This is a genomic window from Pseudomonas sp. TH15 (genome assembly GCF_016651105.1).
Classification (GTDB): domain Bacteria; phylum Pseudomonadota; class Gammaproteobacteria; order Pseudomonadales; family Pseudomonadaceae; genus Aquipseudomonas.
Genome location: NZ_JAEKEL010000001.1, coordinates 3,903,775 through 3,916,780, shown reverse-complemented (window position 1 = coordinate 3,916,780; position 13,006 = coordinate 3,903,775). Strand labels below are relative to the sequence as shown.

10 protein-coding genes and 2 pseudogenes are annotated in these 13,006 nt (G+C 59.7%); 7 read left to right on the top strand and 5 right to left on the bottom strand.

Features of this window, described 5'->3' with window-relative positions:
- Positions 1-10 precede the first annotated feature (10 nt).
- Complete coding sequence (locus JFT87_RS17540; RefSeq protein WP_201203202.1) at positions 11-2,122, bottom strand: hybrid sensor histidine kinase/response regulator; 2,112 nt, start codon at positions 2,120-2,122, stop codon at positions 11-13.
- Positions 2,123-2,256: 134 nt separating this feature from the next.
- Positions 2,257-2,946 carry a GntR family transcriptional regulator gene (locus JFT87_RS17535; RefSeq protein ID WP_201203200.1) on the bottom strand — a complete coding sequence of 230 codons (690 nt, stop codon included), beginning with the start codon at positions 2,944-2,946 and terminating at the stop codon, positions 2,257-2,259.
- Between the two features lie 138 nt (positions 2,947-3,084).
- On the opposite strand from JFT87_RS17535, the gene JFT87_RS17530 reads away from it, so the two are divergent.
- The 7 genes and pseudogenes from JFT87_RS17530 (at position 3,085) to JFT87_RS17500 (ending at position 10,448) form a co-directional block, all read left to right on the top strand.
- The gene (locus JFT87_RS17530; RefSeq protein WP_201203199.1) at positions 3,085-4,170 is read left to right on the top strand and encodes an ABC transporter ATP-binding protein; all 1,086 of its coding nucleotides are present in this window, start codon (positions 3,085-3,087) and stop codon (positions 4,168-4,170) included.
- Position 4,171: 1 nt separating this feature from the next.
- Positions 4,172-5,088: pseudogene (locus tag JFT87_RS17525) on the top strand (ABC transporter permease).
- Entirely contained in the window at positions 5,085-5,873 is a 789-nt protein-coding gene (locus JFT87_RS17520) for an ABC transporter permease (protein WP_201203197.1), read from the top strand. Before JFT87_RS17525 ends, JFT87_RS17520 begins: the two are co-directional and overlap by 4 nt.
- 15 nt (positions 5,874-5,888) lie before the next feature.
- Positions 5,889-6,941: an extracellular solute-binding protein gene (locus JFT87_RS17515; RefSeq protein ID WP_201203195.1), complete on the top strand. Its 1,053-nt coding sequence runs from the start codon at positions 5,889-5,891 to the stop codon at positions 6,939-6,941.
- A gap of 153 nt (positions 6,942-7,094) precedes the next feature.
- Positions 7,095-8,290: pseudogene (locus JFT87_RS17510) on the top strand (amidohydrolase family protein).
- A complete protein-coding gene (locus JFT87_RS17505; RefSeq protein ID WP_201203193.1) occupies positions 8,287-9,774 on the top strand; it encodes a chlorohydrolase family protein in 1,488 nt (495 codons plus the stop codon). Before JFT87_RS17510 ends, JFT87_RS17505 begins: the two are co-directional and overlap by 4 nt.
- An 11-nt stretch (positions 9,775-9,785) precedes the next feature.
- Positions 9,786-10,448, top strand: a complete 663-nt coding sequence (locus tag JFT87_RS17500) for a flavin reductase family protein (RefSeq protein WP_201203191.1) — start codon at positions 9,786-9,788, stop codon at positions 10,446-10,448.
- Between the two features lie 128 nt (positions 10,449-10,576).
- On the opposite strand, the gene JFT87_RS17495 is transcribed toward JFT87_RS17500, so the two are convergent.
- The 3 genes from JFT87_RS17495 to JFT87_RS17485 are packed head-to-tail and all read right to left on the bottom strand — an operon-like array spanning position 10,577 to position 12,309.
- A complete protein-coding gene (locus JFT87_RS17495) occupies positions 10,577-11,236 on the bottom strand; it encodes a DUF799 domain-containing protein (RefSeq protein ID WP_201203189.1) in 660 nt (219 codons plus the stop codon).
- Positions 11,233-11,604 carry a DUF4810 domain-containing protein gene (locus JFT87_RS17490; protein WP_201203187.1) on the bottom strand — a complete coding sequence of 124 codons (372 nt, stop codon included), beginning with the start codon at positions 11,602-11,604 and terminating at the stop codon, positions 11,233-11,235. Before JFT87_RS17490 ends, JFT87_RS17495 begins: the two co-directional genes overlap by 4 nt.
- Before the next feature lie 30 nt (positions 11,605-11,634).
- Positions 11,635-12,309 (bottom strand): CsgG/HfaB family protein, encoded by a 675-nt coding sequence (locus tag JFT87_RS17485; protein ID WP_201205243.1) that lies wholly within the window; start codon positions 12,307-12,309, stop codon positions 11,635-11,637.
- Between the last annotated feature and the right edge of the window lie 697 nt (positions 12,310-13,006).

Genomic DNA, 13,006 nt, shown 5'->3' with positions numbered 1-13,006 from the left:
GGGAGCGGGGTCAACCATTCAGGACCGTGCGCACCATCCGGGTCAGCGCTTGCGGCCCATACGGTTTGCTGAGCAGATGCGTATCAGGGCTCAGTTGGTGATTGCGCGAGATGATGTCCCTTGTGTGGCCAGAGGTAAACAACACCGCCACCGCCGGGTCCTGCACTTTGGCCCAGGCCGCCAGGTCCGAGCTTTTGATCAGGCCGGGCATGACCACGTCGGTGAAGATCAGGTCCACCGCCACGCCTTCCAACAACATCTGCATAGCCGTGTCGCCGTTGCTGGCGGTCAGCACCTGATAGCCTTCTTCGCGTAGCAACTCCACCGCAGAAATACGCACGGCTTCGTTGTCCTCGACCACCAGAATCGTTTCATGCCCGCCCCGTTGCTGTGGCACGTGCAGCGGCGTTTCATCGGGCAACGGTCGCAGGCTGCGCGGAAAATACAGCTGCACCCGAGTGCCCTCGCCAACCACGCTGTAAATTTCGATATGCCCGCCGCTCTGTTTGACGAAACCGAACACCATGCTCAACCCCAGGCCGGTGCCGTGGCCGTCAGCCTTGGTGGTGAAAAATGGCTCGAATGCCTGGGCCAGCACCTGAGGCGGCATGCCAGCACCGCTATCACTGACCGCAACCCGGACAAACTCGCCGGGAACAAGACCTTTACCCACACAGAATTCGGGGTCGAGTCGCACGTTGGATGCGCTGAGGCTGATCGTGCCCTCGCCGTTCATGGCATCGCGGGCATTGATCGCCAGGTTGAGGATGGCGTTTTCCAGTTGGTTGCGGTCGACATGGACGCGCCAGGCGTCGTCGACCACCTGCATATTGATCTGGATGGTTTCCCCCAACGCCCGTTGCAACAACTCCCCCAGCCCTTCAAAAATCTGCCGTGGGTCGCACACGGCCGGCGACAATGGCTGGCGCCGGGCGAACGCGAGCAGTTGCGAAGACAGCTTGGCCCCGCGCTCGACCGCCGCAATCGAGGCACTGACCCGGCGCTGTACGTTGAGGTTGTCCGGTTCATGGCGGGCCAGCAAATGCAGGTTGCCGGCAATCACTTGCAGCAGGTTATTGAAGTCATGGGCAACGCCGCCGGTGAGGCCGCCAATCGCTTCCAGCTTCTGCGATTGGCGCAATTGCTCCTCGGCCGCCAGCCGCGCACCGACTTCGTCGGCCACCCGCTGCTCCAGATTGCGGGTGAACTTGAGCAAGGATTCTTCAGCAGTCTTGCGTTCGTGGATGTCGATCAACACCCCGGGAAAGCGGAACGGTTTGCCCTGCTCATTGAACTCGCAGCAGCCGCTGGCCAGCACCCACAGGTAACTGCCGTCCGGGCGCAGCACTCGATATTCGGCGTTGTACGGTTCGCCGGTCTGCACCGAGTGGCCGACCCGTTCATTCACCCACGCCAAGTCATCGGGATGAATCTGCGACTCGGTGTAGGCCTGCGGCAGATTGCCCAGATCCTGCCCCGGCGGATAGTGGAATGTCCGGGCAAAACGCTCATCGCCGGACAGCACATTGTTCTTCACATCCCAGACAAACGAGCCGAGCAAGGCGCCGGCATTCAGCGCCAGACGCACCCGTTCGTTATCGGCGCGATAGGCATTTTCGGCCTCTTGGCGCAGGCGTTCGGAGCGCATGAATTCAGTGGTTTCGACGACAATCGCCATCACCCCGGACGGTATTCCTTCATCGTTGGCCACCGGGCTGTAATAAAGATCCATCCAAACGTCTTCGGGAACGCCATCGCGCAGCAGTATCAGCGCCTTGTTGCGATACGACAAAGTACCGCCTGCCAGGCAGGTATCGACCACGTTGCGGTTAAAATCCGCAACCTCGGGCCAGCCCAGTTCGACCGGTGAGCCCAGCAGAAATGGGTGCCGGCCACCGGCAAACTTTGAATAGCTGTCGTTGTAGATCATGTAGCCGGCCCGGCCCCAGAGCATCACCATCGGCAACGGCGAGGCCAGCATCAGTTGCACTGTGCTGCACAGGCTCGCCGGCCACATGGCCAACGGACCCAACTCGGTGAGGCTCCAGTCGAACGCTCGAATGCGTTCGGCCATCTCGCCTTTCCAGCCGTCACAACCGTGGCTATCGGATAAAAACTGCATCGACTGACTCGGTGTCCTGTGCTGATTGCCCGATGAATCGCGACGCCAAAACGACGCGACGCCCGTCTGTTTCGAGCGTCTGTCGTCGTATTGGTTTCATATGAAGTAAGCCGATTTTAATCCCTGACCGGAGCTCAGACGCCGATCAGATGCTTGAGCGGATGGTAGCCAGTTTTCATCTTGGCGGCGACGTCGAGAATGGCTTTTTCGATGCCATTGAGGTGCATGCAAGTCAATTCGATCGCGGCGCTCTGATTTCCCGCTTCGATGTACTCGATCAGTCGCAGGTGTTCGTCATCGCGGCAAGCTTCGTGGCTGTCGTCATCCAGCGCCGCAACGTACAGCGACGCGCGGGAAATCAGCTTCTGGAACCAGTCCAGCAGCACCGGATTGTTGAGGCTGCGTGCCAGTTTGATGTGGAACTCGCCGAGCAGATGAATCAGCCGTTCGTGGTCACCGGCGGCGTGGGCTTCATCTTCCAGCAGCAGGTGCTCGCGCAAGTCCTGCATCGCCGCTGTGTCCTTGCGCCGGCACAGTTCGGTGACGATGCCGATCTCGATCAGACGGCGGGTTTCGAACAGCGAACGGATTTCTTCATTGCTCGGCAGCGACACCGACGCACCTTTATTGGGCTCGGTAGTGACCAGTCCGTCGGCCTCCAATTGCTTCAGCGCGGCGCGAACCGATGTGCGGCTGACATTAAATAACTCGGCCAGCGAGGCCTCGCCCAGCTTCATCCCCGGACGCAGCGAACGCTTGCTGATCGCCTCGTAAACCCCTTGGTAGACGCGGTCGACCGTGGTTTCCAGTTTCTTCTCGGTCATTGAAAAACTCCTTTAGGTGCTGGCAACGCTGCCCTGGCGAATGAACAGCCGGAAAAAGGGGTTGCACACGCAGATTAATCCGGGTATTTCTAAATTGCATTCAGATATTGCATACAATAAATAGAGGATTGCACCATTATGGGTCAACCAATAGCAATTGAAGTGCGCAACGTCTCCAAACGGTACTCTGACGATCCTGGCCTCGCGCCGGCCCTCGACAATGTTTCGGTAAACATCGCCGACAACGAGTTCTTCACCCTGCTCGGCCCTTCCGGCTGCGGCAAAACCACTCTGCTACGCACCATCGCCGGCTTCGAACACGTCAGTGAAGGCGAGATTCGTCTGGCCGGCGAGCCGGTCAATGACCTGCCGCCGTTCAAACGCCGGGTCAACACGGTATTCCAGAGTTACGCGCTGTTTCCGCACATGAGTGTGGCGCAGAATATCGCCTTCGGGCTTGAGATGCAGGGTCTTGATCGCAAGTTGATCCCGGATCGGCTCAACGAGATGCTCGCGCTGGTGCAAATGGAGCATCTGGCCAATCGCAAACCTTCGGAGTTGTCCGGTGGCCAACAGCAACGCGTGGCGCTGGCCCGGGCCTTGGCGCCGAAACCGAAAGTGCTGTTGCTGGATGAGCCGCTATCGGCGCTCGACCTCAAGCTGCGCAAGGAAATGCAGGTCGAACTCAAGCGCGTACAGAAAGAAGCCGGCATCACCTTCATCTTTGTCACCCACGATCAGGAAGAAGCGCTGACGCTGTCCGATCGCATCGCCGTGATGTCGGCCGGCAAGATCTTGCAGATTGGCACCCCGACCGATATCTACGAGCATCCAAAACACCGCTTTGTCGCGCAGTTTATCGGCGATATCAACTTCCTTCCCGGCCACCTGAAACACGGCGAGCACAACGAAAAGCTCTTCGTGCCCAACGGCATGCCAGTGGAGATTGCCTGCCAGCCGCAGGGTTTCGACGGCAGCAGCGTGCAACTGGCGTTTCGGCCCGAGCGTTCGCAACTGGTCGACGCCAGCCAGCCACATCACCTGCGTGGCGTCATCGAAGCGGTGCTCTATGTCGGCACCGCAACGCTGTACCAGTGCCGCTTGAACAATGACATCAAAGTGCTGCTGCGCGAAAACAACGAAGGCCTGAACCGTGGCCGCGCGGTCGGTGAACGCGTCGCCGTGCATCTGCCGCCGCACGCCTGCCTGTTGATGGAGGCCTGAGATGAGCGTCAGCAGCACTTCCCCGCTCTCAACCGGGCGCTGTTGCTCAGCCCGGTGGTGTTGACCTTGCTCGCCCTGATCGCCATTCCGCTGGGGATCATGGGTTACATCAGCCTGTTGCCGCGCAACACCTACGGTGGCGTCGACTGGCAGGCGCAATGGCAACTGCAAAGCTACGTGCAACTGTTTTTCCAGGAAGGTTTTGATGGCGAACTCGAACTGAACTGGGTCTACGCGCAAGCGCTGTTGCGTTCGGTGCTGCAGGCCGGTGGCACGACCGTACTGTGCTTTCTGTTCGGTTTTCCGGTGGCGTTATGGATGTCGAGCCTGACCCCGCGTCGACGCAATCTGATGGTGTTGCTCATCACCATTCCGTTCTGGACCAACCTGCTGATCCGCAACTACGCGTGGCTGATCATCCTGCGCGAACACGGTTGGGTCGCACAGAGTCTTAACGCGCTGTTGCCGAGTGCCGGCGGCATCACCCTGCTCTACAACGATTTCGCGGTGAGCGTCGGCCTGGTCTACAGCTTTCTGCCGTTCATGATCCTGCCGATCTACTCGACCCTGGAAAAACTCGACTGGCGTCTGGTCGAAGCCGCCTACGACCTCGGCGCCAACCGCTGGCACGCCTTGCGGCGGATCATCCTGCCGCTGTCGATGCCGGGCGTGATTGCCGGTGCGCTGCTGGTGTTCGTGCCGAGTCTGGGCGCCTTCATCACCCCGGCGATTCTCGGCGGAGGCAAGACGCTGATGATCGGCAATCTGATCCAGCAGCAGTTCGGCACCGCGCGCAACTGGCCGCTGGGCAGTTCGCTGTCGTTCCTGTTGCTGGCGATTCTGCTGGTGTCGCTGGTGCTCTACGCGCTGTACAGCCGCCATATGTCGAAGACCCTAAATCGGGGAGCCAAAGCATGATTTCTCTGCACCTGAAAAAACTTCCGGCAACCCGTGAAATCAGCCTGCTGATTCTGGCTTATCTGTATCTGCCGATCTTTGTGTTGATCGCCTACAGCTTCAACGCCAACCGCTCGGCGACGGTGTGGACCGAGTTCTCCTTTGCCTGGTACGGACGGATTCTGGCCAACCCGTCGATTCAGACCGCGGCGCTGAATTCGATCATCGTCGCAACCATCGCCACGGTGTGCGCCACGGCGATTGCGCTGCTGGCGGCGCTGGCGACCTATCGACCTTTCTACGGACAGAAAATGGTCGAGGGCGGGATCAATCTGCCGCTGATCCTGCCGGAGATCGTCACCGCGGTGGCCACCCTGCTGCTGTTCATGGCGTTGGGCATCAAGCTCGGGTTGCTGACAGTGATCGTTGCGCACATTGGCTTCTGTATTCCCTTCGCTTATCTACCGATTCGGGCGCGGCTCAACGATCTGGACAAGAGCCTGCTGGAAGCGGCGAACGATCTGTACGCCGATCCGTGGCAGGTGTTTCGTCGCGTGACCTTGCCACTGCTGTGGCCCGCGGTGTTGTCCGGTGCGGTGCTGGCGTTCGTGGTCAGCCTCGACGATTTCATCATGACTTTCTTCGTCGCCGGCCCCGGTTCGACGACGTTGCCGGTGTACATCTTCTCGGCGATCAAGGCCGGCGTGACGCCGGAGATCAACGCGATTTCGACACTGATGCTGGTGATTTCCATCGTGCTGGTGGTCCTGGCCTTCTGGCTGGGTCAACGCGGTAAACAACAATAAATCTGGAGCGCTCTCATGAAGATGAAAAGCATGCGTTTGGCTGTATCCGGTCTGGCCCTGAGTTGTTTCACCGCGTTTGGCGCTCATGCCGCCGAACCGAAAGAGCTGTTTTTCTACAACTGGACCGACTATTACCCGGTCGATCTGCTGGCCAAGTTCGAAAAGGAAACCGGCATCAAGGTGACCATGGATGGTTACGACAGCAACGAAACCCTGCTCGCCAAATTGCAGGCCGGCGGCGCCGCGTATGACGTGATCGTACCGTCGCAATCCATCATGCAGACGCTGATCAAACAGGATCTGCTGATGGAAATCGACACGCCGACCCTGAGCAACTTTCAGTACGTCAAAGGGCCGTTCCGCGATCCGGGCTTCGACCCCGGCCGCAAGTTCTCGGCGCCGTATTTGTGGGGCACCACCGGGTTTTCCTATGACAGTGCGCGGGTGCCGGGCGGCAAGCTGGATGATTCATGGAAAGAGTTCTTCGAACCGCGCAAAGAGCTGCAAGGCCAGCTCGCCGCGCTGGATACGTCGAGCAGCGTGATCAATGCCGCCAGCCATTACCTGAACGTCGACGAATGCAGCGAAAACCCGCAGGACGCCAAGCGCATCCTTGAATTGCTGCAAAAACAGAAGCCGTTCTTGAAGATGTACAGCTCCGACAACACTGTCGACCGCATGGCTTCCGGCGAGGTGATCATGATGCAGAACTGGAACGGTTCTACCGCGCGGGCCACCTTGCAGAAAAGCACGATCAAGTACGTGTATCCGCGTGAAGGCGTGGCGATGTTCCAGGACAACTTTGCCGTGCCGAAAAGCGCACCGCATCCGGGCAACGCGAAGATCTTCATCGACTGGATGATGAAACCGGAAAACGCGGCAGCCGTGTCCAACGCCATTGCCTACGCCAACGGCATTCAGAGCGATCAGTTGCTTGACCCGAAATGGAAGGTCATGGACGCGATCAACATGCCCGAGGAATACGCCTCGCGCCTGCGCCCCGAGAAGGAATGCAGCAACAAGGCGCGCGAGCTGCAGGATCGGATCTGGTCGAAGCTCAAGGGTTGAGTGCCTGATTTGAAACCGAGATGCGGCCTTCGCGAGCAAGCTTTGCTCCTACAAAGGTTATGTGTGATCAAACCATTCCTTGTAGGAGCCGAGCTTGCTCGCGAAGAGGCCCGCCCGGCCAACACATAATTTGAAGACCTGAATGAGGTTTGTATGACCCAGCCACACTGGCTCCGCAACGTGCGCCCCTACGGCGCCCCCGCCGAAGACCTGCTGATCGAAAACGGCCGGTTCACTCAACGCCGCCCGGCCAACAATGCACCGCTGGGCGCCACCGACATCGACGGCCACAACCAACTCCTCACCCCTGCCCTGGTCGAAAGCCACGTCCACCTCGACAAAACCCTCTACGGCCAACCCTGGCGTCCGAACAGCGCCGGCCCGACGCTCAAGGACTACATCAGCAACGAACGCCGCATTCTGCGCGAAGTAAAAGCCCCCATAGCCGAACGCGCCGGCGCGCTGCTGGAAAACTGCATCGCGCGCGGCTCACTGACGATGCGTTGCCACGTCGACATCGATCCGGAATTCGGCCTGCGTCACGTCGAAGCCATGCAGCAATTGCGTGAGCGCTACAAAGACCTGATTGATCTGCAACTGGTGGTGTTTCCGCAAACCGGTTTGATCAGCCGCCCCGGCACCGCCGAATTGATGCGCGAAGCCATGGCGCTGGGCGTAGAGAACGTCGGCGGGCTCGACCCGTGCGGCATCGATAACGACCCGATTGCACAACTGGATTTCGTCTTCAAACTGGCGGCTGAGTTTGGTCGTGGCGTGGATATTCACCTGCACGACAAGGGTGAACTGGGCCTGTGGCAGATCGCGCTGATTGCCGATTACACCGAGCGTTTCAGCCTGCAAAACCGCGTGATGATCAGCCACGCCTATTGCCTGGGCATGTTGCCGTGGAGTCAGGTAAAACCGGTCGCCGAACGTTTGGCGGCGCTGGGGATTTCGCTGATGAGTTCGGCGCCGGCCGACACCGCCGTGCCACCGTTTCTGCAGTTGCGTGGAGCTGGGGTGAATGTCTGCCTGGGTTCCGACGGCATTCGTGATGCGTGGTCGCCGATGGGCAATGGCGACATGCTCGAACGCGCGATGTTGCTGGCGTTTCGATTCGATCTGGGCAAGGACGATGAGCTGGCGGCAGCATTTGAGGCCGCCACGGCCAATGGGGCGCGGGCCTTGGGGATTGAGGGTTACGGGTTGGCGATTGGCCGGCCGGCGGACTTTTGCTGATGCCGGTCGAGACCTTGGGTGAGGCGGTGGTGTCGCGTCCGCTGCGTCAGGTCTATCGCGGTGGCGCACTGATCGCCGAGGGTGGCCGCCTGTTGAGCAGCCGTCTGTGAAACGCATCGGCCTGCGCGCCAGTTGCGTGGTCGGTTTCGACGGCTCCCGGCATGTGCTGTGGCGCGACGGCGAAGTGGTGTTCGCTGGGTCGCGCATCGAGTTCGTCGGACGGGGTTATACGGGGCCGGTGGATCAGTGGATCGATTACGGCAATGCGTTGATCGGCCCGGGTTTTATCGATCTCGATGCGCTGGGCGATCTCGACTCCACAGTGTTGACCCTGGATAACGGCGACGAACGCAGCATGGGGCGCATGTGGTCTTCCGAGTATCTGGCCGCTGGCCCACGTGAGACTTACAGCCTGCAAGAAGAGGTATTCAAATACCGCTATGCCTTTACCCAGTTGATCCGCAACGGCATCACCACAGCGATGCCGATCACCTCGATGTACTACCGCGAGTGGGCGGAAACTTACGACGAGTTTGCCGCCGTTGCCGATGTGGCAGGCGAGCTGGGGCTGCGCACTTACCTCGGTCCTTGCTACATGAGCGGCATGAGTTACTGGCAGGCCGACGGCAGCCTCGCCCATCACTGGGAAGAGGCGCGCGGGCTGGCCGGACTGGATGCGGCTGAACGCTTCTTCAAGGATTTCGATGGCGCGCATGGCGGTTTGATTCGCGGCGCGCTGCTGCCGGATCGCATCCAGACCTGCACCCCGGCGCTGCTGCAACGCACCGCCGCGCTGAGCCGCGAACTGAACGCGCCGATGCGCCTGCATTGCTGTCAGACGCCTGGCGAAGTGGCGATGGTCGAGCAATTGCGCGGCACATCACCGCTGGGTTGGTTGCAGCAGCTGGACTTGCTCACGCCGCGCAGCCTGTTACCGCACGGCATCTACACCACGGGCGATGACGACTTGCAGCGGGTCATCGATGGCGGCGCGAGTCTGGTGCATTGCCCGCTGGTGTTCGCCCGCGATGGCGAGGCGCTGAATGCCTTCGGACGTTATCGGGCCAAGGGCATTAACTTTGCCCTCGGTACGGATACCTGGCCGGCCGATCTGCTGGAAAACATGCGCCACGGTTTGCACATCGCGCGGTTGATGGAGGGTGGTTCGGCGCTGACCAGTAGTCTCGACCTCTACAACGCCGCCACCCTTGGCGGTGCGCGGGCGCTGGGTCGTGATGACCTCGGACGTCTGGCGCCCGGTGCCAAGGCCGACATCACTGTGTTCAACCTGCGCGGTCTGCACTTGGGGCCCTTGTTCGATCCGCTGAAAAACCTGCTGTTGGCCGGGCGTGGCGACGACTGCATCGCCAGTTACATCGACGGTCGCTGCGTGATGCACGACGGTCAGGTCAACGGTGTCGACTACCCCGCCCTGCAACGCCAGGCGCAACGCCAATACGAAAAACTGATGCGCAGCCACAGCGAGCGAGCCTTTGCCCGACCGGACTGGAAAAGCCTGTTCCAGCCGGCCATTCCGTTCGCCGATGACTACAGCGCCGACGCGCCATTGAGCGCAATCGATCCACTTTCCTAGAGAGTTCTGCCATGCACAGTTTCGATTTCAGCCAGCTCAGCCCACGGGAAAAATACAAAATCCTGATCGGCAGTGTGGTGCCCCGGCCGATCGCCCTGGTTACTACCATCGATGGCGAGGGCCGGGTCAACGCCGCGCCGTTCAGCTTCTTCAATGCGCTGTCGGCGGATCCACCGATTCTGGCGCTGGGCGTGGAGAATTACGGCGATCAGAGCCCGAAGGACACCACGCGCAACATTCAGTTGAATCAGGAATTCACCGTGAACATCGTCAGCGATGCGCTGGTGGAAGCAATGAATGTGTGTGCCGTGCCGTTTGCACCGGGGTTCGATGAATTGACGGCGGCGGGACTGACGGCGATTGCCGGCACCACCGTCAAATGCCCACGCATCGGTGAAGCACCGGTGGCACTGGAGTGTCGGCGGATGATGGCGCTGAACATCGGTCAGTCGCGAGAGATTATTTTTGGTGAGGTCTTGATGGCGCACGTGCGCGATGAGTTGATCGACCCGAAAACCTTGTACATCGATCAGCTGGGGCTGGATGCCATCGGGCGCATGGGCGGCCATGGTTATGCGCGCACCCGCGATTACTTCGACCTGCCGACCCGCTCGTTGCAAGCGTGGACGGAAGCGCCGGGCGGTGGCGAACGGTTCTGGCCACCCGCCAAATAAACCAGCAGAGAAACGCATCCCCCTGTGGGAGCGGGCTTGCTCGCGAAAGCGGTCTGTCAGTCAACATTAATAGTGACTGAGACCCCGCTTTCGCGAGCAAGCCCGCTCCCACAGGGGTTTATGGCGTTTCAGTCAGTGCCGTATTTCGGCGAACGCGGTCCATACAGCAAACTTGCCGGGTGGCCGGCTGACAACAAGCGGTTGCTGGCGACGCCGGCAATCGGGTAACCGGCGTCGGTGGAGCTGTTGATGACCTGTTTCACCGCCGCCGTAATCAGCGCGCCAAGCAACCCGCCACCACTGTTGTTACCACCCTCTTCGCTCGACGCACGCGCCGAGCCCGTCCACAAGGTGGTACCCGTTTTCAGGTCCACCAGTTTTGCAGTGGCGGTGACTGCCGTTTCGCTGCTGATCACCATGTAGTGAGTGCCGTACTCAGTCACGGTGATGTACAGCGCCGCGTCGGCACCGAAGATATTGCGCAATTTGTCGGCCGGGGCCTGGTGAATATCTGCCGGTGTGGTCAGGCCATTCTGGCGAAATGTTTCGTCGACCAGAGCGATCGGCAACACGTAGTAACCCGCCTCCGCCAAGGGAAAGGTCACTTGGGACAGCATGCTGTAGGACGCCTTGACGTCCGGGGAATCGTTCAGCGGCGGCAGCACCAGAATGGTTTTCGGGCGGCTTTGCTTGTACGCAGAGTAGTCCACGGTCTTGGGGCTGACACAACCGCCGAGAACGGCCAGTGCCAGCAGACCAGCCATCAGTTTCAATGAGCACGAGATCATTTGACGTCTCCGGTTTTAGCGTTCTTGAGCAGAAAATCCATGTAGGTCCCGGACTCGGGAAACAACGTCTTCTCGGTTCGGAACTGCTGAACCATCTGATCATCCTTGCCCATGCTCAGGTACAACAGGCCCAGGTGGGCGTGGTAACCGGGTGGCGCTGTCTTGCCAGTCGAGGCGATTTTCTGCAAATCACGCTCCAGGGCTTCGGCCTGTGCTTCCTTCGGGGTTTCACCCTTGAAGTACTCGTAGACTTGCGGCTGGTAGCTTTCCCACTGGTAGAGGGTTTTCGGGCCGCTGTTGCAACCGGCCAGCAACGCGCTGCCGGACAGAGCCAATGCCATCAATGGCCACGACAGATACTTGTTCATGCGATTAGCGCTCCTTGTCATCGACCTTGATCAGTTGCCCGGTTTCCACGCACCGGAGTTCATGCCATCGACCAGGCGATTGATCGCCTCGCGCATGGCCAGGTCGAGCACTTTGCCGTTGAGTGTCGAATCGTAGGACGCCGTGCCGCCGAAACCGACGACTTCACGGTTGGACAAGGCGTATTCGCCCGCGCCCTGGGTCGAATAGACGACTTCCGAGGTGCTGATGTTGACGATGTTCAGGTTGACCTTGGCGTAAGCCACTTGGGTCTTGGCACGACCGAGAATGCCGAACAACTGCTGGTCGCCGGTTTCCTTGCGACCGAACTCGGTGACGTCGCCGGTGACCACGAAGTCAGCACCCTTGAGGCGCTGAGCCTGGCCCTTGATTGACGCTTCTTGCTGGATCTCGCCCATGTTGTCGCGGTCCAGCACGCTGAAGCGGTTGGTCTGCTGCAAGTGAGTAATCAGAATGGTCTTGGCCTGACCGCCGAGGCGATCTACGCCGTCGGAGAAGATCCCGCGCATGTAACTCGAGCGGTTATCAAACTTGCCCACCGCCATCGGTACGCGAACACCGGCCCAGGCCTGGCTGGCGCTTTCGACTTTTTCCACCGGCAAAGCCCGGGAGCTTTCGGTCGCACACCCGCTGACCGCGCTCAGTACGGCAATCGCTGCCCCTGATACCAACATCCGAGAGATCATTCTCACTGTGCATTCCTTCTGAAAAACAGGGGTATCCCGGCACGGCAACGTGGTGGGGAGCGGAAAAGGGGCGGCATTATGACAAAGTGCCACTATGTCGAACAGCGTTAAATAATTTTTGACGCCATATCATTGACCAACCTTTGTAGGAGCAAGGCTTGCCCGCGAAAGCGCTGTGTCAGGCAACTCATTCCTAACCGACAGACCGCTTTCGCGAGCAAGCTCAGCTCCTACAGGATGATCATTCACACATTCTGCGTGGGAACGATCAGGGCTGACTGACGCCCACCTTGTAGGAGCAAGGCTTGCCCGCGAAGGCGCGGTGTCAGGCAACTCATTCTTGACCGACAGACCGCTTTCGCGAGCAAGCTCAGCTCCTACAGGACGATCATTCACACATTCTGCGTGGGAACGATCGACGCCCACCTTGTAGGAGCAAGGCTTGCCCGCGAAGGCGCTTTGTCAGGCAACTCATTCCTAACCGACAGACCGCTTTCGCGAGCAAGCTCAGCTCCTACAGGATGATCATTCACACATTCTGCGTGGGAACGATCGACGCCCATCTTGTAGGAGCAAGGCTTGCCCGCGAAAGCGCTGTGTCAGGTAACTATTCCTAACCGACAGACCGCTTTCGCGAGCAAGCTCAGCTCCTACAGGATGATCATTCATACGCTCTGCGTAGGTATGCAGCCACGGG

Excerpts from the sequence above, each read along its gene's own strand:
- JFT87_RS17490 (WP_201203187.1), bottom strand. The coding sequence starts at position 11,604 with ATGAACAAGTATCTGTCGTGGCCATTGATGGCATTGGCTCTGTCCGGC.
- JFT87_RS17540 (WP_201203202.1), bottom strand. The coding sequence starts at position 2,122 with ATGCAGTTTTTATCCGATAGCCACGGTTGTGACGGCTGGAAAGGCGAG.
- JFT87_RS17515 (WP_201203195.1), top strand. The coding sequence starts at position 5,889 with ATGAAGATGAAAAGCATGCGTTTGGCTGTATCCGGTCTGGCCCTGAGT.
- JFT87_RS17495 (WP_201203189.1), bottom strand. The coding sequence starts at position 11,236 with ATGATCTCGTGCTCATTGAAACTGATGGCTGGTCTGCTGGCACTGGCC.
- JFT87_RS17485 (WP_201205243.1), bottom strand. The coding sequence starts at position 12,309 with ATGATCTCTCGGATGTTGGTATCAGGGGCAGCGATTGCCGTACTGAGC.
- JFT87_RS17500 (WP_201203191.1), top strand. The coding sequence starts at position 9,786 with ATGCACAGTTTCGATTTCAGCCAGCTCAGCCCACGGGAAAAATACAAA.
- JFT87_RS17520 (WP_201203197.1), top strand. The coding sequence starts at position 5,085 with ATGATTTCTCTGCACCTGAAAAAACTTCCGGCAACCCGTGAAATCAGC.
- JFT87_RS17535 (WP_201203200.1), bottom strand. The coding sequence starts at position 2,946 with ATGACCGAGAAGAAACTGGAAACCACGGTCGACCGCGTCTACCAAGGG.
- JFT87_RS17530 (WP_201203199.1), top strand. The coding sequence starts at position 3,085 with ATGGGTCAACCAATAGCAATTGAAGTGCGCAACGTCTCCAAACGGTAC.